This is a genomic window from Actinomadura madurae (genome assembly GCF_047130825.1).
Classification (GTDB): domain Bacteria; phylum Actinomycetota; class Actinomycetes; order Streptosporangiales; family Streptosporangiaceae; genus Spirillospora; species Spirillospora madurae.
In genome coordinates, this window is record NZ_CP083237.1 from 5622205 (window position 1) to 5643448 (window position 21244).

Genomic DNA, 21244 nt, shown 5'->3' on the forward strand with positions numbered 1-21244 from the left:
TCCAGCCCGACCACCTGATCACCCGCATACCGGCCGGGTGGTCAGACGATGGGGCGGTTCTTTCTGATTCGGCGGCGGACGTCGTGGAGGTAGAGGTTGAAGGGGAACTCGCGGGCCGGGCGGGGGAGGACGCGGTTCGTCCGGGCGAGGAAGCGGGTGTAGCGGTCGAAGCGGGCCTGGTCGCGGGCGGTCCACGGGTAGCCGAGCTCGTCGCGGAACGGCTGGGGCAGGAAGCCGAGGGTGAGGAAGCGGTGGTGGCGGCCGAGGACCCAGCGGAGCGGGGCCGGGAAGAGGCGCAGCTCGGTGAGGTCGCGCAGGTAGCCGCGGGTGACGTCGTCCATCTCGATCTCGGCGACGCCGGCCTGCCAGTAGTCCTCGAAGGCGGCGCGGTCGGGCGGCCACATGTCCCGCGGGACCTGGAGGGTGGTGCCGAAGCGGGCGCCGTACCGGTACATCTCCTCGGCCTGCTCGGGGGACGGCTCGCCGTACAGGAGCGTGTAGATCATCTCGATGCCCTGGTAGAGGCAGGCGGCGACCCAGAGCTGCAGCTCGCGGTCGAAGGCGTTGTAGGCGACCGGGGCCTTGGCGTTGACGCCCCGGTGGGCGCGGTTGACCTCGCGGCGCATCGCGAGCCGCTCGGACTCGGTGCCGAGCATGGCGACGGCGATGTAGCTGAGGGTGGTGCGGGCCCGCTTGACCGGGTGCTTGTCGACGCGGCCGCTGTCCACCGTGCTCTCGGCGACGCCATGCCCGACCGGGAGGCGGGCGAGTTGCATGACGACGTTCGACGCGGCGGCGGCGAGCGCGACGCCGCTGATGGAGTCGAGGACGACCTTCGGGGGCGACTCCTCCTCGATCGTGGTCATGCGAGCCTCACCCTCTGATACGTAGCAACATTTCGCGTATCACTGTGCCAAGGCAAGTGACCCCTTGCAAGGGCGGCCGGAGGTGGGCGCCCTCACACGCGTCAGGCGTAGGGGTCCTCCATCGCCTTGACGCGGGCGGCGAAGTCCTTCACGGCGTCCAGGGCGCGCAGGTAGGGCATGGGGCCGTAGGAGACGCGGGCGACGCCCGTCTCCGCCAGGTCCCGGAGGGACGTGCCCGGGAAGTTGTTCGCGTTGACCGGCCCCGGCAGGCCCTTGACCAGGGACGGGACGGCGTCCAGCGGCGCGGTGATCGGATAGACGCAGTCCGCGCCGGCCTCCAGGTACAGGCGGCCCCGGGCGATCGCGGCGTCGACCGGGTCGGGCACCCCGGCGACGAACGTGTCGGCGCGGGCGTTGATGACCAGGGCCTCGCCCGCCGCGTCCCGGACGGCGGCGATGTACTCGGCCTGCGTCTCGGGGGCGGCCAGCTCCCCGGCGTAGGTGTCCTCCAGGTTGCAGCCGGCCGCGCCGATGGCGAGCAGCCGCTCCACCAGCTCCGCCGGCTGGAGGCCGTACCCGGCCTCGGCGTCCACGGTGACCGGGACGGTCGCGGCGCGGATGACGCGCCCGGCGGCGGCGAACATCTCTTCGGCGGGGGCGCCCTCGTGGTCGGGGTAGCCGAGCATGGCGGACACGGCGGCGCTCGCGGTGGCGAGCGCGGGAAACCCGGCCTCCTGGACGATCTGCGCACTTCCGGCGTCCCAGACGTTCGGCAGCAGCAGCGGGTCCCCTGGGCGGTGCAGGTCACGAAGTCGTGCGGCGTTGTCGGGCATTCCGTTCTCCTTCCCCTCGGCACATAGGACTAGACGGCCCTGCCGGATTGTGACATCCGCCCCGGCGACGGTGTGCTCCGTCGGGGGCGTGGGTTAGCGTCGAAGTGATCATCCACCTGTGATGAGGGAGTAGATTGCGCATGCTGCCGTGGTCCGCCGAGTTCGCCGGGCGCCTGGAAGAGCACGTCGTCGCCAGCGAGCTGCTGCGCGGCAACCCGCTGAAGGACCCGCACGAGCGGCCGGTGCTGGTGTACGTCCCACCCGGCTACGACGACGAGCCGGACCGCCGCTACCCCAGCGTGTACGTGATCACCGGCTTCACCGGGCACGTCGGGATCTGGCGGAATAGGATGCCGTACCGGCAGCCGTTCCCCGAGACGGCCGACGCGGTGTTCGCCAGCGGGGAGGCGCCGCCCGCGATCGTGGTGTTCGTGGACGCCTGGACGGCGCACGGCGGCAGCCAGTACGTCGACTCGCCCGGCACCGGCCGCTACCACTCCTACATCTGCGACGAGATCGTTCCGTGGGTGGACGCCCGCTACCGGACGCTGGACGCGCCGGAGCACCGGGCGATCAGCGGCAAGTCCAGCGGCGGCTACGGCGCGATGATCACGCCGATGCTCCGGCCGGACCTGTTCGGGGCGCTCGCGACGCACGCGGGCGACGCCCTGTTCGAGTACTGCTACCTGCCCGAGTTCCCCAAGTGCGTCCGCCACCTGCGCAAGTACGAGGGGGACATCTGGCGCTGGTGGGACGACTTCCGCTCGCGCACGTCGTTCACCAAGGCCGAGGACATGGATCTGCTCAACATCCTCGGCATGGCGCTGTGCTACTCCGCGCGCGGCGACGGCACGCCCGAGCTGCCGTTCGACCCGGTCACCGGAGTGCTCCGGCAGGACGTGTGGGAGCGCTGGCTGGCATGGGACCCGGTCCGGATGGTGCCGGAGCACGCCGAGGCGATGCGGTCGCAGCGGGCGATCTGGATCGACGGCGGCACGCGCGACGAGTGGTACCTGGACATCGGCGCGCAGGCGTTCCACCGGGCGCTGCTGGACGCGGGCGTCGCGGAGGACGCGATCCGCTTCGAGCTGTTCGACGCGGGCCACGGCGGCATCGACTACCGCTACCCGCTCGCCCTCGCCTGGCTCTGCCGCCGCATCGCCCCCTGACGGGCGGCCCCAACGCCCGCGGTCCCGCCTCAACGCGTGCGGGGCGCCGAGGGTTCCCCGCCGGCCGGGCCGGGCCGGCATGACCGGCCCGGCCCGTTCGCGCTGCCCACAGCGACATTTCCAGTGGTTTCAGTCATCGACCGCTAGAAGTTGAAAATCCAGTACCAATTGGATTTATTGACACCTTTCATAATTCGGAGTGCACTTCGGGTCAGCTCATCCGGATGAGTCCCCCATCCAAGCCCCCCGCCGGGCGGGCGGCCCGAGGAGTGCTCCCACAAGGACCTCCACGTGCCATCTCCCCACTCGTCCGGCACGTGGAAGGAGCACCCCCGTGAGACACCAGACCGCGATCGGGGCGGCGGCGCTGTCCGTCGGCCTCGCCGTGGCGATGTCGTCCCCCGCCACCGGTGCGACACCCCGCACCTCCCCCGCGGCCCCGGGCAAGCCGGACCCCCGCACCCTCGCCGCCGCCTCGGCCGACCGCCTGGTCGCGGCGAAGCCCGCCACCTTCAAGACGGCCCCGAAGGACAGGATCGTCCGCCGCGGAGTCGTCTCCGGCCTGCGCGGCCTCCAGCACGTGTCGTACGAGCGCACCTACGACGGCCTCCCCGTGTACGGCGGCGACTTCGTCGTCACGACCAACGCCGGCGGCGGCGTGCTGAGCACGTCCGTCGGCCAGACCACGAAGCTGGACGTGTCGACCAAGGCGACGGTGACCGCGGCACAGGCCGCCGCGACGTCGCGGTCCCGCGTGTCCACGGTCGAGAGCACGTCCACGCCCCGCCTGACCGTGATCGCCGAGGGCTCCGGACGGCTCGCCTACGAGACCGTCGTCACCGGCACCCGCAAGAAGGCCCCCACGAAGCTGCACGTGTTCGTGGACGCGAAGACCGGCAAGGTCGTCGAGACCTTCGACGAGGTCCGGGACGCGGCCGACGACCAGAGCTACTACCACGGCATCGTCGACCTCAGCACCGCCGCGACGTCCATGAGCGACCCGCAGCGCTCCGGGGTCCGGTGCGGCGGCCAGAACGGCTCCACCTACACCGGCGGTGACAGCGCCTGGGGCAACGGCAGCGGCACCAACCTGGAGACCGCCTGCGTCGACGCCATGTACGCCGTCCAGAAGGAATGGGACATGCTGGGCGACTGGCTCGGTCGCAACGGCATCAACGGCAGCGGCGGCGGCTTCCCGATGCGCGTCGGCCTGAACCAGGCGAACGCGTACTGGAACGGCAGCTACACCAACTACGGCCGCAACTCCTCCGGCTCGCGGCAGGCGACGTCGGTGGACGTCGTCGGGCACGAGAACGGCCACGCGATCTTCAGCACCACGCCCGGCGGCGCCGGGGGCGGCAACGGCAACGAGAAGGGCGGCATGAACGAGTCCGCCGGCGACATCTTCGGCGCGCTCACCGAGCACTACATGAACGAGCCGTCGAACCTCGACCCGCCTGACTACCTCGTCGGCGAGGAGGTCGACCTGGTCGGCTCCGGGCCCATCCGCAACATGTACGACCCGTCCGCGCTCGGCGACCCGAACTGCTACTCGTCCTCGATCCCGAGGACCGAGGTGCACGCGGCGGCCGGCCCGCAGAACCACTGGTTCTACCTGCTCGCCGAGGGCTCCAACCCGGGCGGCGGCAAGCCGGGCAGCCCGACCTGCGACGGCTCGACGGTCACCGGCATCGGCGTCCAGAAGGCCGGCCAGATCTTCATGGGCGGCCTGAACCGCAAGGTCACGAGCTGGAGCCACGCCCGCGCCCGCGTCGCCACGGTCAGCGCCGCGCTGGAGCTGTTCCCCGGTTCCGCCACCGAGTGCAACGCGGTGAAGGCCGCCTGGAGTGCGATCAACGTCCCCGCGCAGAGCGGTGAGGCGTCCTGCGGCACCCAGCCGAACACGATCACCGGTTCCTGACCGCCCCCCGCCCGCGGCCCGCGACGGGGCCCGCTCCCCCGTCGCGGGCCGCGCTCCCCTCTGGAGGACCACATGAGATCGCGCACGATGGCGACCCTGGGGGCGGCGGCGCTGGTGGCGTCCGCCCTCCTCGCCCCGGCCGGCGCGTCCGCCGCGCCCGCCGCCCTGGCCGCACCCGACATCCCGCTCACGAACGTCAAGGCGCACCTGTCCGAGCTGCAGGGCATCGCGACCGCCAACGGCGGCAACCGCGCCCACGGCCGTCCCGGCTACCGCGCCTCGCTCGACTACGTGAAGGGCGAGCTGGACGCGGCCGGCTACCAGACCACCGTCCAGTCGTTCTCGCGGAGCGGGGCGACGGGATACAACCTGATCGCCGACTGGCCCGGCGGCGACACCGACGACACGCTGATGACCGGCGCGCACCTGGACAGCGTGTCCGCGGGGCCCGGCATCAACGACAACGGCTCCGGCTCCGCGGCGATCCTGGAGACCGCGCTCGCCGTCGCCCGCGAGGGCCTGCGACCCGACCGGCACCTGCGCTTCGCCTGGTGGGGCGCCGAGGAGCTCGGGCTCGTCGGGTCGACGTACTACGTCAGCAACCTGCCGTCCGCCGAGCGGTCGAAGATCACGGGCTACCTGAACTTCGACATGGTCGGCTCCCCCAACCCGGGCTACTTCGCCTACGACGGCGACGGGTCCAGCGGCAGCGGCGGCCCGGCCGGGTCCGCCGAGATCGAGCAGGTGCTCCGGTCCCACTTCTCGTCGATCAACGTGCCCGTCCAGGACACCGCGTTCGACGGGCGCTCCGACTACGGGCCGTTCATCCGCGTCGGCATCCCCGCCGGCGGGATGTTCACCGGTGCCGAAGGGCGCAAGACGTCCCAGCAGGCGCAGCTGTGGGGCGGCCAGGCGGGCGTCGCGTTCGACCGCTGCTACCACGCGTCGTGCGACACCACGTCCAACATCAACGACACCGCGCTGGACCGGAACGCCGACGCCATCGCCCACGCCGTCTGGACGCTGGCGGGCGGGGGCGGGCGGTCCGCCCGCGCCGCCGCCTAGGCCGCCGGCACGGGCGCGGGAAGCCCGGTCGAGGCCGGGCCCGCCAACGTCAAGATCACCAAGTGGCCGCAGGCCGGAGGCCGGTTTCAGTCCTTTCAACGGCCTCGTTCACACAATTGAAAATCCAGTGGCGGATGGATTCGTTGACACCCCGCGCCCGCCACGATGCACTCTCAGTCAGCCCCTCTCCCCACCCTGGGCTGACCTCCGGCGGCGGCACGGCGCGATCTCGGCCCGAACCGTCCCGCCGCCCCGCGGGGCCCCGCCCCCCGCCCGCCCCCTGGCGCCGTCGTCTCCGTCGGCGCCAGGGGGCGAAACCGTGTTCATTGCATTTCTCTCCTCCTTCGGGCGCTGGGCGCCCTCCATCGTCGAAAAACGCGGGCGATCGCTGGCATCGCTCCGGCTCGCCTAGCGGCTCGCTGCGCGATCAGATTCTCGCTCCGCTCGAACCTGCCTTCGGACGCGATCGCAACCGTTGAAGTTGTTGCGGGGTTGCTGCGAGGGCTGATGTCGGTGCACGGGGTCACAATGGGGGGATGTGCCGCAGTATCAAGACGCTTCGACCGCCGTACTCCGACGACGTCACCGATGACGACGTGCGGGCGGCGGCGCTCCAGTACGTTCGCAAGATCTCCGGGTTCCGCTCGCCCGCGTCCCACAACGCGGAGGCGTTCGACCGGGCCGTCGAGGAGATCGCCCGGAGCACCGCCGCCCTCCTCGACTCCCTGGAGGTCCGCGGCCGCCGCGCGAGCTAGCCCCGGAAACGCGCAGACCCGCCGGGACGTGTCCGCGGCGGGCCTGGGGCGTGGCGGGCTCAGCCGCCGGCGGCGACCAGCTCGGCGATCTGGACGGTGTTGAGCGCCGCGCCCTTGCGCAGGTTGTCGCCGGAGCAGAACAGGGCGAGGCCGTTCTCGACGGTCTCGTCGCGGCGGATGCGGCCCACGTAGGTCGGGTCCTGGCCCGCGGCCTGCAGCGGCGTCGGGACGTCCGACAGCGCGACGCCAGGGGCGCCCGCCAGCAGCTCGCTCGCGCGCTCCGGGCTGAGCGGGCGCTCGAAACGGGCATTGACCTGCAACGAGTGGCCGGTGAAGACCGGGACGCGCACGCAGGTGCCGGAGACCTTCAGGTCCGGGATCTCCAGGATCTTGCGGCTCTCGTTGCGGAGCTTCTGCTCCTCGTCGGTCTCGGCGAGGCCGTCGTCGACGATCGAACCCGCCATCGGGAGCACGTTGAACGCGATCGGCCGCACGTACACCGACGGCTCGGGGAACTCCACCGCCGTCCCGGCGTGGGCGAGCCGGTCGGCGGTCTGCACGGTCTTGGCCGCCTGGTCGTGCAGCTCGGCGACGCCCGCGACGCCGCTGCCCGACACGGCCTGGTAGGTGGAGACGACGAGGGCGGTCAGCCCGGCCTCCGCGTGCAGGGGGCGCAGCACCGGCATCGCGGCCATCGTCGTGCAGTTCGGGTTGGCGATGATCCCCTTCGGGCGGTTCGCCGCGGCGTGCGGGTTGACCTCGGACACGACCAGCGGGACGTCCGGGTCCATCCGCCAGCCGGAGGAGTTGTCGATCACCACCGCGCCGGCCGCCGCGACCTTCGGGGCGAGCTCCTTCGACGTGGTCTTGCCCGCGGAGAACAGCACGATGTCGAGACCGGAGTAGTCGGCGGCGGCCGCGTCCTCGACGGTGATCTCGGTGCCGTCCCACGGCAGCCTCCGGCCCGCCGAGCGCGCCGAGGCGAACAGCCGTAGCTCGTCGACCGGGAATCCGCGCTCGGCCAGGATTTCGAGCATCTTGGCCCCGACCTGTCCGGTGGCCCCGACGATGCCGACTCTCATGCCGCTCCCTCTGGTGATCGCTTGACCTGTGTAGTCGCTTGACCTGGGTGCTCGCGAGTCTGCCCAGGTCCGTGCAAGGACGTCCAGTGAATAACCCTACGGGGACGGTTCAAGCGCTCCTTAACGGAACGCGTCCAGCCCGGTGATGGCCTTACCCAGCGTGAGCAGATGCACCTCCTCGGTGCCCTCGTAGGTCAGCACGCTCTCCAGGTTGTTCATGTGCCTGATCACCGGGTATTCGAGCGTGATCCCGTTGGCACCGAGGACCGTGCGGGATTGGCGCGCGACGTCCAGCGCCGCGCGGACGTTCGCGACCTTGCCGAACGAGACCTGCTGCGGGGTGACCGTCCCCTCGTCCTTGAGCCGCCCGACGTGCAGCGCGACGAGGCCGGCCTGCCCGAGCGCGACCTCCATCCAGGCGAGCTTCTCCTGGGTGAGCTGGAACGACCCGATGGGCTTGCCGAACTGCTCGCGGGCCTTGGCGTAGTCGACGGCCGCCTCGTAGCAGGACCGTCCGGCGCCGATCGCGCCCCACAGGATCCCGTAGCGCGCCTCGGACAGGCAGCCGAGCGGGCCCTTCAGCCCCTTCACGCCGGGCAGCATCGCCGTCTCCGGGAGGCGCACGCCGTCCAGGACCAGCTCGGACGTGACGGACGCCCGCAGCGACAGCTTCCGGTGGACGTCGCTCGCCGTGAAACCCTCCGTGCCCTTCGGGACGAGGAAGCCGCGGATCCCGTCCTCCGTCTGCGCCCACACGACGGCGACGTCCGCGATCGAGCCGTTGGTGATCCACATCTTGGTGCCGTCGAGCACCCAGCCGGACCCGTCCCGGCGCGCGCGGGTCAGCATGTCGCCGGGGTCGGAGCCGCGGTCGGGCTCGGTCAGGCCGAAGCAGCCGATCGCCTCCCCGGCCGCCATCCGCGGCAGCCACGCCTCCTTCTGCTCCTCCGACCCGTACTTGTGGATCGCCGCCATCGCCAGGGACCCCTGGACGGACACGAAGCTGCGCAGCCCCGAGTCGGCCGCCTCCAGTTCCCGGCACGCCACCCCGTACGCGACGGCGCTCGTCCCGGCGCAGCCGTAGCCCTTCAGATGCATGCCGAGCAGGCCGAGCGCGCCCAGCTCGGGGGCCAGTTCGCGGGCGGGAACGTCCCGTCCTCGAACCAGCCGGCCACGTGGGGCGCCACCTTCTCCGTCACGAAGGCGTGGACGGTGTCGCGGACCATCCGCTCCTCGTCCGTGAGCCGGTCGTCCACGCGCAGCACGTCCATGCAGGTCTCCTCCGTCCGGGGCCGTCCGCACGAGGGTACGTCGGGGACGGCACCCTGACCGGACAGGGGTGTACTCAGGGGCCAATCAGGGCGAATCCGGATGTCAGAGTCGCGCCGGGTTGGGCATGCTCGATGGCATGGACATGGAGAAGACCACGAGCACGAAGCTCCGCCGCACCCACGAAGGCCGCATGATCGCCGGAGTCTGCTCCGGCGCCGCGCGGTCCCTCGGCGTCGACGCCAACATCCTCCGGCTCGGCCTGGGCGTCTTCACGATCTTCGGTGGCGCGGGCGTCGCGCTGTACGCGATCGCGTGGCTGCTGATCCCCGACGAGGGCGCGACCAAGTCGATCGCCGAGGACCTGGCCAAGAAGGCGAGCGACTCCCCGACCGTCCAGGACGCCGTCCAGAAGACCAAGGACGCGGTCGGCAAGAACCGCACGCACGCCTGAGCGGCACCGCCTAGGAGGCGCTGCCGACGCCCGACAGCTCGTCGCCGCCCGCGGAGGACGGAGCGACGGCGAGCGGCCCGGCGCGCTCGCGCGTCCCGGCGATGACGCCGCCGCGGACCTGGTTCCAGCTCAGGGTGAGCATCGCGGCGGCCGACAGGCCGAGGACCCCGGCGAGCGCCACCACCGTCTCCGGGCCGAGGACCTGCGCCGCGGCACCGCCGACGAGGATGCCGGCGCCCTGCCCGGCGAGGATGCCGGACTGGGCGAGCCCGAACGCCTGCCCCCGCCCCGCCGGGGGCACCGCGGCCACGAACGCGGTGTTGGCCGCCAGCTGGTAGGCGGCGCCGACGCCCGACAGCGCCCACAGCCCGACGACCCACCACAGCGGCGGGTGGACGCCCGCGCCGATCAGCGGCAGGCACGCGAGCATCGACATCCACCCCATGACGTGCAGCCGGTTCGCCGGGCGGACGAACCGGCTGAACAGCAGCGAGCCGACCACCATGCCCGCCGGCATCGCCGCCAGCAGCAGCCCGGCCGTCACCGCGCCGCCGCCGAACGTCGCCGCGTACGGGACGGCCAGGCCCTCCGGGATCACGTAGAACGCGCACAGCCACGCGAACAGCACCAGCGACCGCAGCGCGGGGTCGCCGAAGACGAGCCGCGCGCCGTCCCGCGTGCCGCGCAGCAGCCCGAGCGACTCGCGCTCCCGCCGCCGCGGCGCGGGCCGGCGCCGCATCCCGCCGATCAGGATGACCGCGGACAGGCCGAACGTCAGCGCGTCCAGGGCGAGGGCCTCGTACGTCCCGACGACGGCGACGACCGCGCCGCCCACCAGGAACCCCAGCACCTGCGTGACCTGGTGCGTGACGTTCGCGATCGCCGACCCGGCCACGTACCGGTCGCCCTCCAGGACGTCCGGCATGACGGCGGCGCGGGCGGCGGAGAACGGCGTGCCCAGCAGGACGGTCAGGAACACCAGGACCGACAGCAGCCAGACCGGCATCTCCACCAGCGCCATCGGCGCCACGAGCCCCGCCCGCAGGACGTCGCAGACGACCATGACCGTCCGGCGCGGGAACAGGTCGGCCAGCCCGGACAGCACCGGACCGCCCACGATCGGCGGGATGTAGGTCAGCGCGTACACCAGCGCGGTCAGCAGCGTCGACCTGGTGTGGTCGTAGACGAGCACGGCCAGCGCGACCTGGGCCAGCTGGTCGCCGATGAACGACAGCGCCTGCGCCAGCCAGAGGGCACGGAACTCCCCGACCGCGAACACCTCACGGTAGGTCGCCTGCTCGTCCGGCGGACGACGATGCCTGCCGGTCTGCCTTCCCGCCACGCACGCTCCAGTTCAGCCCGCCCGCAACCGGGCGCCCTCCCCTATTAACTCACGCTGCGTGGCAGTCGCGTGACCTACAGTGCGCAATTCCTCAGATCAATATCCCAGCTCGTGGAGCCTGGCGTCGTCGATCCCGAAGTGGTGGGCGATCTCGTGCACGACCGTTATCCGGACTTCTTCCACCACGTCATCCTCGGTGTCGCATATCTGGAGAATCTCATTCCGGTAGATAGAAATGTGATCGGGCAGGACGCCTCCGTACCAGTCGCCGCGCTCGGTGAGGGGTACGCCTTGGTACAGGCCGAGAAGACCGCGCTCCGGCGCCTCGTCCTCGACGACGATGACGACGTTGCGCATGTGGGCGGTCAGCTCGGCCGGGATGCTGTCCAGGGCCTCGCCCACGAGGTCCTCGAACGCGTCTCGCGACAACTCGATCACACCGGCCATTCTGCTCGACGGAAAGGGAACCCGTGCCCAAGGTCCGCGCCGCGTCGGCCCAGGCCCTCTCGACCCTCCGCGCCGCCACCGCCTCCGCGGCGAGACGCGCCCGCACCGCCTGGTCCCCCGTCGCCCGCCGCACCCGCGCCGTCTGGACACCCGTCGCCCGCCGCACCCGTCCCGTCCTCGCCGGCCGCTGGACGCGCCTCGCCCTCGTCGTCGCCGTCGGCCTCGCCGGCGGGTACATCGGCCTGCTCGCGGGCGGACGCTACGTCGCGCCGGTCGGCCCCACGGACGTCCAGCTCACCCTGCACCCCGCCCTGCACGGCGGGACGACCCTGAAGCTGCCGCCCCTCGGCTCCCTCCAGCTCGACACCCACGGCGGCCCCGTCTCCCTGGAGGCCCGCCTCACCGACCTGCGCCCCGACCAGGCCAAGAAGCTGATCGAGAACGACACCGAGGTCGACCGGCTCACCGACCAGATCGCCGACCAGATCCGGCACGGCCTCGTCCAGCTCCTGATCCGCGCCGCCCTCATCGCCCTCGCCACGAGCTTCGTCGCGTCCCTCCTGCTCTTCCGCTCCTGGCGGCGCGCCCTGCTCGGCCTCTCGTCCGCCGCCACCGGCCTCGTCGCCCTCACCCTCCTCAGCTGGGCGACGTTCAACCCTCAGTCCATCGCCGAACCCCGCTACACCGGCCTGCTCGCCAACGCCCCCCAGGTCGTCGGCGACGCCCGCAGCATCGTGGAGCGCTTCTCCGCCTACCGCGCCCAGCTCGCCCGCCTCGTCGGGAACGTCTCCGAGCTGTACACCGCGACCTCCACGCTCCCCACCTACGAGCCCGACCCGTCCACCATCCGCGTCCTGCACGTCTCCGACATCCACCTCAACCCCGCCGCGTGGAGCGTCATCAAGTCCGTCAGCGCCCAGTTCCAGGTGGACCTCGTCGTCGACAGCGGCGACCTCATGGACCACGGCAGCAAGCCCGAGGACAGGTTCGCCGAGTCCATCTCCGACCTGAAGGTCCCCTACGTCTACGTCCGCGGGAACCACGACTCCAAGGCCACCGAGCGGGCCGTCGCCCGCGAGAAGAACGCCATCGTCCTCGACGACCGGACGCGCGAGGTCGCGGGCCTGCACGTCTACGGCGTCGGCGACCCCCGCTTCACCCCGGACAAGAGCACCCGCGACGACTACGTCGGCGCCGACCAGCTCCGCGCCGAAGGCCTCCGCTACGCCGAGAAGCTCCGGGCCTCCGGAAGCCTGCCCGACCTCGTCGTCACCCACGACCCCACCGAGGGCGAGGCGTTCTCCGGCGTCACCCCCCTCGTCCTCGCCGGCCACGCGCACGCCCGCTCGACCAAGCTCCTCCCCACCGGCACCCGCCTCTTCGTCCAGGGCTCCACCGGCGGCGCCGGCCTCCGCGGCCTCGAACACGAGCAGCCCACCCCCATCGAGCTGTCCGTCCTCTACTTCAGCCGCGCCACCCACCGCCTCCAGGGCTGGGACGACCTGCGCCTCGGCGGCCTCGGCCTCACCTCCGCCCAGATCGAGCGCCACCTCGAACCCGACCCGGACCGCGTCGTCAAGCCGCAGCCCCCGGCCACCTCCCCGCCCCCGTCGCCGACCTCCCCGTTCCCGTCGGAGTTCCCCTCCGACTGGCCCTCCCGCACCCCGTCCTCCCCGTCCCCCAGCCGCACCACGGAACCCCGCTAACCGTTTGCGCGCCGCCCCGCCACGTCCTCTACACTGGCGAGGTCGAGTGGCGGCCAACCCCGCCACCACCGGGCCCCCTTCGTCTAGCGGCCTAGGACGCCGCCCTTTCAAGGCGGTAGCGCCGGTTCGAATCCGGTAGGGGGTACCACACGGCCCGCCGCGCGCTCCCGTTTCGGCGGCCCCGATCGCCGCAGCCGCCGGCGCACTGAGACTCTACGACGCCGTGGTGATCACCGCGCCAGTTGCCGGCGTACTCGAACGTCTTGCGACCCACGACGACCGCGCCCGTCGCCAGCAGCTCGCTGAACACCTGCCCGCTCAGCCCCGGCGGGTCGAAATGCGGCGGGTCGGAGACAGGCTCGCCGAGCCACTCGTGCAGCCGGATGCCGCCGATCCCGAGCCCGTTGCCCGGGCCGTCATCCGGGCCTGCGATGAACCCGTCGAGCGACATCGACATGTACAACACGGACTTCGCCATACTGTTTCTTCCTTTCCGGCACAGGGAAGCGCACCGGGAACGCCTGGCGCCGTTCGAGCACTAGGCCGGATGCCGCCAGGGCATCACGGGTGCGCGATGGTCGGCGGCGATGCCGTGCAGGGGGCACGGCTGGCGCGGCTCGCGGGGGCACAGCACGAACGCCTCGCTGATCGTCGCGCGATACAGGCGCCACGCCGCCGGTGCGGTGACGTCCTCGATCGACAGGGCGGTCCCACCACGGCCGGGGTCTCCGGGGTAGATCTCGATGCCGCGGTCCAGGTCGCGGCCGGTGAGCTCGGCGGCGGTGCCGGACAGGTACACCGCCCGGCCGTGGTAGGCCGGCACCGTCGAGTCGAAGATCACCATGCTCAGCCGGGGACGCACGGCGAGGTTGCGGGAGTGCTGCGCGTCGGGGCTGGACACCCAGAAGATCTCGGCGTAGTCGGCGGCCGCGAAGTAGACGGGCGACGTCCACGGGGTGCCGTCGGCGTCGGCGGTGCCCAGGATCACGTACAGGTTGGCGTCCATCAGGCCACGGGCGTGGGTGTCCAGGTCGACGCCGGTCATGACGCCGGCCCCGCTTCCAGGGACACGGTCGGGTTGAGCATCGTGACCTCCTTGTTCGACGGTGCACAGCCAATCTGCCGGGCGGCGCGCATCTGGACATCCGTGCCGAGCGCTGAGTCACTACTGAACGATCACCGACGTACGCCATCCTGGTCGATGTGGACGCGACGAAGATCTCGACACGGGAGGCCGAGGTGCTCGCCGCCGTGGGCGAGCACCTGTCGAACGCGCAGATCGCCGGCAGGCTGCGCATCTCGGTCCGGACGGTCGAGAGCCACGTCGCGGCGCTGCTGCGCAAGCTCGATGCCGCCGACCGGCACGCCCTGGCCGCGAGGGCGGAGCAGGCCCGTACCGGGCGGTTCCTCGGGCTGCCCGCCAGCCGGACGACCTTCGTCGGGCGTGCCGCGGACGTCGCCGCGGTCGAGGCGGCGCTGGACACGTCGCGGCTGGTGACCGTGGTCGGCCCTGGCGGGGTGGGCAAGACCCGGCTGGTGGCCGCCGTCGCCGAGCAGGCGGCGTCCCGGTTCCCCGCCGGCGGCGCCTTCGTCGACCTCGTACCGGTCCGGGCCGTGACCGGGGCCGGGGCGGTCGGGCAGGCCGTCGCCGACGCGCTGGACGTGACCGAGGCGACCCAGTCCGTCGAGCGGGCGGTGTTCGAGCGGCTGCGCCTGGGACGGCCGCTGCTGGTGCTGGACAACTGCGAGCACGTGATCGACGAGGTCAGCGCGCTGGCCGAACGGGTGCTGGCCGCCTGCCCGCAGGCCACCGTGCTGGCCACCAGCCGGCAGCGACTCGGCGTCCCCGGCGAGCGACTCGTGCACGTGCGCCCACTCGGTGGCACCGATCTCGAGCAGCTGTTCCGGGACCGGGCCGGCGCCGCGGATCCGGGGTTCGCCGCGGCGCCGGCGGTCGTGGCCGACATCTGCGCCAGGCTGGACGGCCTGCCGCTCGCGGTCGAGCTGGCCGCCGCCCGCGCGGCCGCGCTCGGCGCCGACGGGCTGCTGACCGGCCTTGAGGATCAGCTGCGGCTGCTGGCCGGCGGCCGGGGGATGCACGCCCGGCATCACTCGCTGCGCGAGCTGATCGGGTGGAGCTACGACCTGCTCGACAAGGACGAGCGCATCGCGTTCCGCCGGCTGTCGGCCTTCGTCGGGGTGTTCGACCTGGACGCCGCGGCGGCGCTGAGCCCGAAGATGCCCCGGGCCGAGGTGGCCGATCTGCTGGGCCGGCTGGTCGATCACAACCTGGTCGTGCGCACCGGTCGCGGATGGCGGCTGTTCGACACGATCCGCGCGTTCGGCCTCTCCCAGGCGAGCACCGTGGGGGAGCATGACGCGATTCGCGAGCGGTACCTGCTCTGGGCCTTCGCGACCGCCGCCGACCTGGAGACCCGGCTCGACGCCGACTGGCGATCGGCGTTCGACGGTGTCGCCGATGACCTGCGGGCGGCGGCCGTCGCGGTCGGATCGGACCCGGCGGCCCACGGCTTCGTGCGCACGCTCGCCCACCTGACCTTCGCCGCGGGCCGGTTCGTCGAAGCGCGGACGCTCTACCAGGCCGCGGCCCGGTGCGCCACCGGCGTCGAGCAGGGCCAGGACCTGCGGGCCGGCGCCTACGCCGCGCTGTCCGTCGCCGACTACCGCAGCGCCACCGAGCTCATGCGGCAGGCCGTCGAGGCCGCGGGCACCGCCGACCTGCGTGCCGAGGCCGTGGTGATCGGCGTGCGCTACGACTTCGGGCCGATCGAGTCGCCGACCGACGACCAGGCGCGTTTGCTGGCCGAGGCGCAAAGGACGGCCGACGCGGACCAGAGCGATCAGCGACTCACCGCGCTGGTCGCCATGGCGAAGGTCTGGCACGAGGGTCACGGCTGGATGCCCGACCTGGGCCGGGCCCCCGAGGCCGTGGAACTCGCCCGCGCGGCCGGCGATCCGCTGGTACTGGTCGCAGCGATGGACGCCCTTGGCAATGCGCTCGACCGAGCCGGGGCCTTCCGGGAAGCCCACCGGCTGGCCGGCGAACGACTGCGGATCGCGACCACCCTGCCGCGCCATGACCCGGCTGCGGTCGCCGAGATCGTCGACGCGTTCCACGTCGCGCCGAGGGCTGCGCTGGGCGCAGGCGACCTACCCGCTGCGCTGGCGCTGGCCAGGCGGTCCCTGACCGACGACCCGCTCGGCGGACATCCGTACCTCCAGTCCCCGCGGCTCGTGCGCGCGCTTGCCCTCACCGGCGACTTCGACGAGGCGCTCAGCCGGGCCGAGACGCTGTGGGCGGCGTGGCGGCGCGACGGAGATCCGTGGATGCCGTGGATGACCTCGGCGCTCGCCCTCGCCGGGATGATCCAGGGCCTGCGCGGCGACCCGGCGGACCGGCGGCGATGGCGCGAACGGGCGCTGACGGTCGCGGCGGGCTCGCCTGTCGTGGCGGCCTGCCTGATGTTCGCCGACACCCGGGTCGCCGTCCACCGTGGCCGGTTCGACGACGCGGCCGACCAGGTCGAACGAGCCTTCGCGCCGTTCTCAGACCAGCGGTGGGTCGGCTACGCGCGCGTCGTAGGGGCAGAGCTCGCGGTAACGGCCGGCCTTCCCGACGCCGGCGACCGGATCATCGCTGCGGAGCCGTACGCGGCCGAGAGCGCCTGGGCGGCCGCGTGCCTGGCCCGGGTGCGGGGTCGGCTCGGCGACCACGCCGCCTTGGCGGACGCCGTGGAGCAGTGGGACCGGCTGGGTGCGCGCTTCGAGCGCGCGGCCACGCTGGAGTTGCTGCCCGCCCGGATCGACGAGGGGCACGCCGAACTGGCCGCGCTGGGCTGCCGCTAGGGTCGCCGGGCCTACGCACGAAGGCCCATGCAACGTATGGGTCGGCGCTTGCACCAGCGTTTCAGTGCCCAACGTCGGCAGGCGCGAGGGCTTCGGCCTCGTCACCGCAGGCGTCCGTCTCGCTTGACCTCTTGCGCGTCAGTCCGGCAGCCAATGCAGCTCGTGCGCCAGGGTTTTGGCGACGGCACGGATACGGCGGTGTAGTGGCGACTGCTCGCGTGGGAGGACCAGGTGGATCGTCAGGCTGGGCGCGCCCCGCAGCGGTCGCCAGGTGAGACCGGCCGGTTGTGCCGTGACCGCGGCTTCTCCGGCCGGGGCGAGGGTGAGCCCGTCGCGCAGGTCGCGCTGATACATGTCGAAAGAGACTGGGGGCGTGTGGAAGTGGGGATGTGGTCGGATGTCTCGGAACAGTGCGGACAGCTGATCGTGGATCACGGGGTTGGCCGCACGGTCGGGGAGTCGCAGCGGATACGCGGCCGCGTCGGCGATCTCGATCTCCGGGTGTTCGGCCAGCGGATGGTGCTGTGCCAGTTGGACCCCGACGCGCGCACGCCGCAGCAGGAACCGGCGCACGCCACGGCCCGGCTGTTCACCGCGGGTGATCCCGGCATCGATGCGGCCGTCGGCGACCGCGGGGGAGATCTCCGGTGTCGCCATCGGGACCGCTCCGACCTCGAGTCCCGGGCTGCCGCGACTGAGCCTGTCCACCAGGGCCGGTGCCGTCTCGGCCCCGGTGCTGAGGCTGTATCCGATGCGCAGCGTGCCCAGTTCACCGGCCGCCGCGCTCCGGGCGGTGTCCCATGCCCGGTCCAGCGCCGCCAGCGCGGGCGGCGCGGACTCCGCCAAAGCCGCACCGGCCGTGGTCAATACGACGCTACGGGTGTTGCGGACCAGCAGGGCCGTACCGAGTTCCGCCTCCAATCGGCGCATCCGGGCGCTGAGTGCGGGCTGTGCGATACCGATCCGTGCGGCCGCGCGGGTGAAGTTCAACTCCTGCGCCAACACCAGGAAGTACCGCAGGCTCACGGTATCCGGCGCCACGTGCCCTCCCTGCCGATTGATAACGATCCGTTCTGAGTCTATCCCGTACCGGTCTTTCCCTCGACCGCACATCAAGCCCTAACCTGCGCATATGACGATTCAACCGGCCGCAGTACCCGTTGCCGGGATCGATCGATCACGCCAATTCGAAGTCGGACGTGTCCGGCCGAACACTGGAGGTTTCCATGGCTAAGGGCTACTGGGTCAGTGTCTACCCCGCCAATTCCGACCCTGAGAGGCTGGCTGCCTACGACAAGCTGGCCGGTCCGGCTGTCCGGGCTGGGGGCGGGCGCAACCTGGCCCTCCTCCCGTCCCGCGGCGGTCGAGTCGTCGCCCACGAGGCCGGAATCACGCAACGCGTCGTTCTGATCGAGTTCGACGGCTTTGAACAGGCCGTCGCGGCATACGAGAGCGAGGCGTACCAGAAGGCGCTGGTGGCCCTCCCCGACGGCGTCGAGCGCGACTTCCGCATCATCGAAGGCATCGACTGACCGAGGTCCAGCCGGATCCTCACCGAAGATCCACCATCTTGGTGCGGCTGCTGGTGTGGCGGGGTTCGTGGGTGCTCGTGTTGCCCCTGCGCGGCGGAGCGCTCTGGTAGTTCTTCGAGGCGCACGCCCGGCAGCGTCGCTCTCAGCCCGGCCAATACCGCCCCGCGCAGGGCAGGCGGGACCAGGAGCACATGCCGAATACCGTGACGGTCGTCGGCATGCACCTCTAGACCGAGAAGCTGGGGCGTGACCAGGTTGAACCGCGGTGCGTGCGTGCTCGCCGAAACTCGGGCCAGCCACGCGGCCACGTCGTCCGCCGACAGCCCGCGCGGCAGCGTCAGCCGGTAGGCGATGAGGGAATCGGCCCATCGCCGTGCGTCGAGCCAGCGGGCTGCCAACACCACGCCGAGGAGAGCCAGGCCGGCTAGGAGCAGAAAGAGGGTCAGGATCATGGGGCACCCCCTTCCGTCCGGCCGCGAACGGTCTGTTCGGCGTCGGCGATACGCGCAGTGGCTTGTCTGACGGAGTGCTCCGACAGTTCAATGCCGACGAACTTCCGACCATCCAGCACGGTCGCCTCGCCTGTCGTGCCCGAACCCATGAACGGGTCGAGAACCGCGCTGCCCGCAGGAGTGATGTCCATGAGCTGCCGCATGAGGCTGAGTGGCTTCTAGGTGATGTGCGTGCGGTTGGGGCCGCGTGCTGTGGTCACGCTGTAGAGGCCGGGCAAGTACAGCTCACGACTCGCCAGCGCGCCGTGCGATAATGGACTGTGCTCCGTTCCAAGAGTGACCGTTGCAAGCAAAAGTCTGCCTGCCGTCTGAATCACAGAGACCAGCGGCTACTTCACTATACTCTCTCTGTTTACCACATAACACACAGACGATGTTCTCTGGGGGAGATACATCGTCCGGCCAACTAATAATAGCCACGCCTAACTTGTAGCCTTTCCTGCCCGTACGGTTACACGACATTAGTAACTAGGTGCGCCTTTTGATTGGCGAGCGATCGCTCCTATTGAGGATAGATCTTTAAACTCGCTCCCCGTTAATACTGAAAAATGTTAAAGTAGAAGCTACATAGCCAATACGGCTAAAAATAATGCGGCCATTGAGAAACTTGTGGACGAGCGCCGAAAGTTCCGCATCCCCCCGCCGACGAGCGCGGCATCGGGCTCGCCTGCGACGATCCGCAAATCCGAACCGGGCAGGACGCCGTAGTGCGCGGCGATCTCGAAAACGCCGAAGGCGAACGACATGCTCCCCAGCAGCGCACCATTGAACACCACCACGACCAGGCTTCGCGGAACATCAACGGCCGGCAACCGGCCCTGGCCCTCAATACGGAACGCATCCGCCAGCATGTCGGTCCTCGCCACCATGGCCTTACTCACCGCCCGTCGCGAGTGAAACGGCCCCCACTCCCCACACCGGACCGCCCGGTCTGGATACCACATGACGCATCAATTGAGAAGCAGTCCGGCCTCCGGCGGACCATGTCGGCTCGTTGTCCGATCGGTGAGCTTGTGTGGTCGTATCTAGTCACTCGATAACACGCGGTCACGAAATCGTTAAGCGGAATGGGATGGTTAGGCGGGCGTTGTGTGAGGTGGGGGCTGGAGCCGGTCCGGGGCGGATCCCGTAGGGGGTACCTCAGCCCGCCGCGCACTCCCGTCTCGGCGACCCCACTCGCCGCATCCTGCTGCGTCCCCACGATCTCGGAAGTGATCGTGACCTCGCGCTCCACGAGACCGGACTCCCGGTCGTAGCGCATCCGCAGCCGAAATACGTCCAGCAGCCGCCGCAGCATCGGCCCAGGGATCCGCCCTAGATCGATCGTTCCGGCCGAGAGCAGATCCAGCAGTTCCGGAAAGGCCGGGAGAGCGCCGCACCCCAGCCTTCCCGCAGCTTGGCTTGTGCGGCTTCAAGGTCGGCAGCGCGGGCAGCGCGTTCATTGATGTTCTGGACGAACGCTTGAAGTCGTTCAACCCACGATGAGGGGCTCTTCTCGGATCCGCACAACTGCGGGATCCCCTTCTGGCAGGTGGGAGGGCTTCGGGCTGCAGACGTAGTAGAACCGCCACCGGTCGTTCTTGCCGAACATCCAACGCTCGCAGTCGACGCAGGTGATGTAGGAGCGCAGGATGTACGGCTGTTTCGTGTCTTCCTGTGGTGGGGCGGCTGCGAGAGCGTCTCCGAACCAGCGCGGCTTGCTGCGTTTCGACAAAATCTTGATGCTGACGAGGAGTTCCAGGTCACTCCAGCGCAGCGGCTGCGTGAGGGGGGCGTAGTCTGGCTGGTCACGCAAATGAGGAAGTAGTCGGCGCCGTGGGTGACCTGGTCGTACAGGTTGATCGTGAAGGCGGCGCCGACGTCGATGGTCTTCTACGGGCCCACGGCGTCCATGGGGCGGTGGCGTCCACCTTCGGTCTGGCCGCCGCTGCACAACTGGCCGCCGGGCGGCGCGGCCTTGGGGTTGCCGTCGTCCCAGCGGTCCCAGCAGCCGTAGTTGCGGGAGGCAGGGTAGATCACCGAGCCGTGGGCGGACGCCGTCTCGACCTACAGGATCTGCAAGAGCAGCGCCGTGAGGAGCAGGGTGACGGCACGGCGTACCCGGTTGTAACGCATCGCGCGTTCTCCGTTCTGGTAGCGGGGCCCCCAATCAACCGGCCAGACGGGGCGTGCGCAGCAGCGCGGCGCCAGCGGCACTCAGCGCGAACGCGGCGACGAACCAGCTCAGCGTCTGCAAGCTGAGCACCTCGCCGGAGAGAGCCCATCGAACCCTGTCTTGAGGAGGCGCGGCAGGGCGGTCTCACGGTCCGGGCGTTCGCCGGCGTCCAAGGGCCGAGGGCGGCCACGCACGCCGTCCGTAGCGATGGCGCTGACCATTCACCGGTGCTGGCCAAGTTCCCCCATGGCCGCCCTACAAGCGGCCTC

18 protein-coding genes, 1 tRNA gene and 2 pseudogenes are annotated in these 21244 nt (G+C 71.0%); 9 read left to right on the forward strand and 12 right to left on the reverse strand.

Annotated elements, in window-relative coordinates:
- Positions 1-41: 41 nt before the first annotated feature.
- Positions 42-866 carry an oxygenase MpaB family protein gene (locus K8Z49_RS25360; RefSeq protein WP_075023960.1) on the reverse strand — a complete coding sequence of 275 codons (825 nt, stop codon included), beginning with the start codon at positions 864-866 and terminating at the stop codon, positions 42-44.
- Between the two features lie 101 nt (positions 867-967).
- Positions 968-1699 carry an isocitrate lyase/PEP mutase family protein gene (locus K8Z49_RS25365; protein ID WP_412515388.1) on the reverse strand — a complete coding sequence of 244 codons (732 nt, stop codon included), beginning with the start codon at positions 1697-1699 and terminating at the stop codon, positions 968-970.
- A gap of 140 nt (positions 1700-1839) precedes the next feature.
- On the opposite strand from K8Z49_RS25365, the gene K8Z49_RS25370 reads away from it, so the two are divergent.
- The 4 genes from K8Z49_RS25370 (at position 1840) to K8Z49_RS25385 (ending at position 6609) form a co-directional block, all read left to right on the forward strand.
- Complete coding sequence (locus K8Z49_RS25370; RefSeq protein ID WP_412515389.1) at positions 1840-2868, forward strand: alpha/beta hydrolase; 1029 nt, start codon at positions 1840-1842, stop codon at positions 2866-2868.
- 334 nt (positions 2869-3202) lie between these two features.
- Positions 3203-4789: a M4 family metallopeptidase gene (locus K8Z49_RS25375; RefSeq protein ID WP_256255679.1), complete on the forward strand. Its 1587-nt coding sequence runs from the start codon at positions 3203-3205 to the stop codon at positions 4787-4789.
- Between the two features lie 72 nt (positions 4790-4861).
- Entirely contained in the window at positions 4862-5854 is a 993-nt protein-coding gene (locus K8Z49_RS25380; protein WP_412515390.1) for a M28 family metallopeptidase, read from the forward strand.
- A 536-nt stretch (positions 5855-6390) separates the two neighbouring features.
- On the forward strand, positions 6391-6609 hold the full coding sequence (locus K8Z49_RS25385) for a DUF2277 domain-containing protein (RefSeq protein ID WP_021591100.1): 219 nt from the start codon (positions 6391-6393) through the stop codon (positions 6607-6609).
- A gap of 59 nt (positions 6610-6668) precedes the next feature.
- Here the strand turns inward: K8Z49_RS25385 and K8Z49_RS25390 are convergent, their stop codons facing one another.
- Together K8Z49_RS25390 and K8Z49_RS25395 are read right to left on the reverse strand one after the other, a co-directional pair.
- Entirely contained in the window at positions 6669-7691 is a 1023-nt protein-coding gene (locus tag K8Z49_RS25390) for an aspartate-semialdehyde dehydrogenase (protein WP_075023957.1), read from the reverse strand.
- 120 nt (positions 7692-7811) lie between these two features.
- A pseudogene (locus tag K8Z49_RS25395) lies at positions 7812-8962 on the reverse strand (acyl-CoA dehydrogenase family protein).
- A gap of 137 nt (positions 8963-9099) precedes the next feature.
- Between K8Z49_RS25395 and K8Z49_RS25400 the strand changes: the two are divergent.
- Positions 9100-9414, forward strand: a complete 315-nt coding sequence (locus K8Z49_RS25400) for a PspC domain-containing protein (RefSeq protein WP_033330301.1) — start codon at positions 9100-9102, stop codon at positions 9412-9414.
- Between the two features lie 10 nt (positions 9415-9424).
- Here K8Z49_RS25400 and K8Z49_RS25405 read toward each other — a convergent pair whose 3' ends face one another.
- Positions 9425-10756 carry an MFS transporter gene (locus K8Z49_RS25405; RefSeq protein WP_024934380.1) on the reverse strand — a complete coding sequence of 444 codons (1332 nt, stop codon included), beginning with the start codon at positions 10754-10756 and terminating at the stop codon, positions 9425-9427.
- Between the two features lie 96 nt (positions 10757-10852).
- Complete coding sequence (locus K8Z49_RS25410; RefSeq protein WP_412515391.1) at positions 10853-11203, reverse strand: metallopeptidase family protein; 351 nt, start codon at positions 11201-11203, stop codon at positions 10853-10855.
- Positions 11204-11226: 23 nt separating this feature from the next.
- On the opposite strand from K8Z49_RS25410, the gene K8Z49_RS25415 reads away from it, so the two are divergent.
- The gene (locus K8Z49_RS25415; protein WP_412515392.1) at positions 11227-12909 is read left to right on the forward strand and encodes a metallophosphoesterase family protein; all 1683 of its coding nucleotides are present in this window, start codon (positions 11227-11229) and stop codon (positions 12907-12909) included.
- Positions 12910-12981: 72 nt separating this feature from the next.
- Positions 12982-13057 (forward strand) — tRNA-Glu (locus K8Z49_RS25420).
- A gap of 390 nt (positions 13058-13447) precedes the next feature.
- On the opposite strand, the gene K8Z49_RS25425 is transcribed toward K8Z49_RS25420, so the two are convergent.
- The gene (locus K8Z49_RS25425) at positions 13448-13954 is read right to left on the reverse strand and encodes a pyridoxamine 5'-phosphate oxidase family protein (RefSeq protein ID WP_021591107.1); all 507 of its coding nucleotides are present in this window, start codon (positions 13952-13954) and stop codon (positions 13448-13450) included.
- 158 nt (positions 13955-14112) lie between these two features.
- On the opposite strand from K8Z49_RS25425, the gene K8Z49_RS25430 reads away from it, so the two are divergent.
- Positions 14113-16776, forward strand: coding sequence for an ATP-binding protein (locus tag K8Z49_RS25430; protein WP_412515393.1), 2664 nt, complete (start codon positions 14113-14115; stop codon positions 16774-16776).
- Positions 16777-16914: 138 nt separating this feature from the next.
- Here the strand turns inward: K8Z49_RS25430 and K8Z49_RS25435 are convergent, their stop codons facing one another.
- Positions 16915-17817 (reverse strand): LysR family transcriptional regulator, encoded by a 903-nt coding sequence (locus tag K8Z49_RS25435; RefSeq protein ID WP_075023955.1) that lies wholly within the window; start codon positions 17815-17817, stop codon positions 16915-16917.
- A gap of 185 nt (positions 17818-18002) precedes the next feature.
- Between K8Z49_RS25435 and K8Z49_RS25440 the strand changes: the two genes are divergently transcribed.
- On the forward strand, positions 18003-18308 hold the full coding sequence (locus tag K8Z49_RS25440) for a DUF1330 domain-containing protein (RefSeq protein ID WP_412515394.1): 306 nt from the start codon (positions 18003-18005) through the stop codon (positions 18306-18308).
- A 448-nt stretch (positions 18309-18756) separates the two neighbouring features.
- Here the strand turns inward: K8Z49_RS25440 and K8Z49_RS25445 are convergent.
- The 4 genes and pseudogenes from K8Z49_RS25445 to K8Z49_RS25460 all read right to left on the reverse strand — a co-directional run.
- Positions 18757-18966 (reverse strand): annotated as a pseudogene (locus K8Z49_RS25445) (DNA methyltransferase); the annotation flags it as partial.
- Positions 18967-19383: 417 nt separating this feature from the next.
- Positions 19384-19671, reverse strand: a complete 288-nt coding sequence (locus tag K8Z49_RS25450; RefSeq protein WP_412515395.1) for a hypothetical protein — start codon at positions 19669-19671, stop codon at positions 19384-19386.
- 620 nt (positions 19672-20291) lie between these two features.
- Positions 20292-20615, reverse strand: coding sequence for a hypothetical protein (locus tag K8Z49_RS25455; RefSeq protein ID WP_412515396.1), 324 nt, complete (start codon positions 20613-20615; stop codon positions 20292-20294).
- Positions 20616-20692: 77 nt separating this feature from the next.
- Positions 20693-20839 carry a hypothetical protein gene (locus K8Z49_RS25460; RefSeq protein ID WP_412515397.1) on the reverse strand — a complete coding sequence of 49 codons (147 nt, stop codon included), beginning with the start codon at positions 20837-20839 and terminating at the stop codon, positions 20693-20695.
- Positions 20840-21244 lie beyond the last annotated feature (405 nt).

Bases quoted from the DNA above. Each gene is read 5' to 3' on its own strand.
- K8Z49_RS25390 (WP_075023957.1), bottom strand. From the start codon at position 7,691: ATGAGAGTCGGCATCGTCGGGGCCACCGGACAGGTCGGGGCCAAGATG.
- K8Z49_RS25385 (WP_021591100.1), top strand. From the start codon at position 6,391: ATGTGCCGCAGTATCAAGACGCTTCGACCGCCGTACTCCGACGACGTC.
- K8Z49_RS25400 (WP_033330301.1), top strand. From the start codon at position 9,100: ATGGACATGGAGAAGACCACGAGCACGAAGCTCCGCCGCACCCACGAA.
- K8Z49_RS25450 (WP_412515395.1), bottom strand. From the start codon at position 19,671: ATGCTGGCGGATGCGTTCCGTATTGAGGGCCAGGGCCGGTTGCCGGCC.
- K8Z49_RS25360 (WP_075023960.1), bottom strand. From the start codon at position 866: ATGACCACGATCGAGGAGGAGTCGCCCCCGAAGGTCGTCCTCGACTCC.
- K8Z49_RS25365 (WP_412515388.1), bottom strand. From the start codon at position 1,699: ATGCCCGACAACGCCGCACGACTTCGTGACCTGCACCGCCCAGGGGAC.
- K8Z49_RS25380 (WP_412515390.1), top strand. From the start codon at position 4,862: ATGAGATCGCGCACGATGGCGACCCTGGGGGCGGCGGCGCTGGTGGCG.
- K8Z49_RS25425 (WP_021591107.1), bottom strand. From the start codon at position 13,954: ATGACCGGCGTCGACCTGGACACCCACGCCCGTGGCCTGATGGACGCC.
- K8Z49_RS25440 (WP_412515394.1), top strand. From the start codon at position 18,003: ATGGCTAAGGGCTACTGGGTCAGTGTCTACCCCGCCAATTCCGACCCT.
- K8Z49_RS25410 (WP_412515391.1), bottom strand. From the start codon at position 11,203: ATGGCCGGTGTGATCGAGTTGTCGCGAGACGCGTTCGAGGACCTCGTG.
- K8Z49_RS25370 (WP_412515389.1), top strand. From the start codon at position 1,840: ATGCTGCCGTGGTCCGCCGAGTTCGCCGGGCGCCTGGAAGAGCACGTC.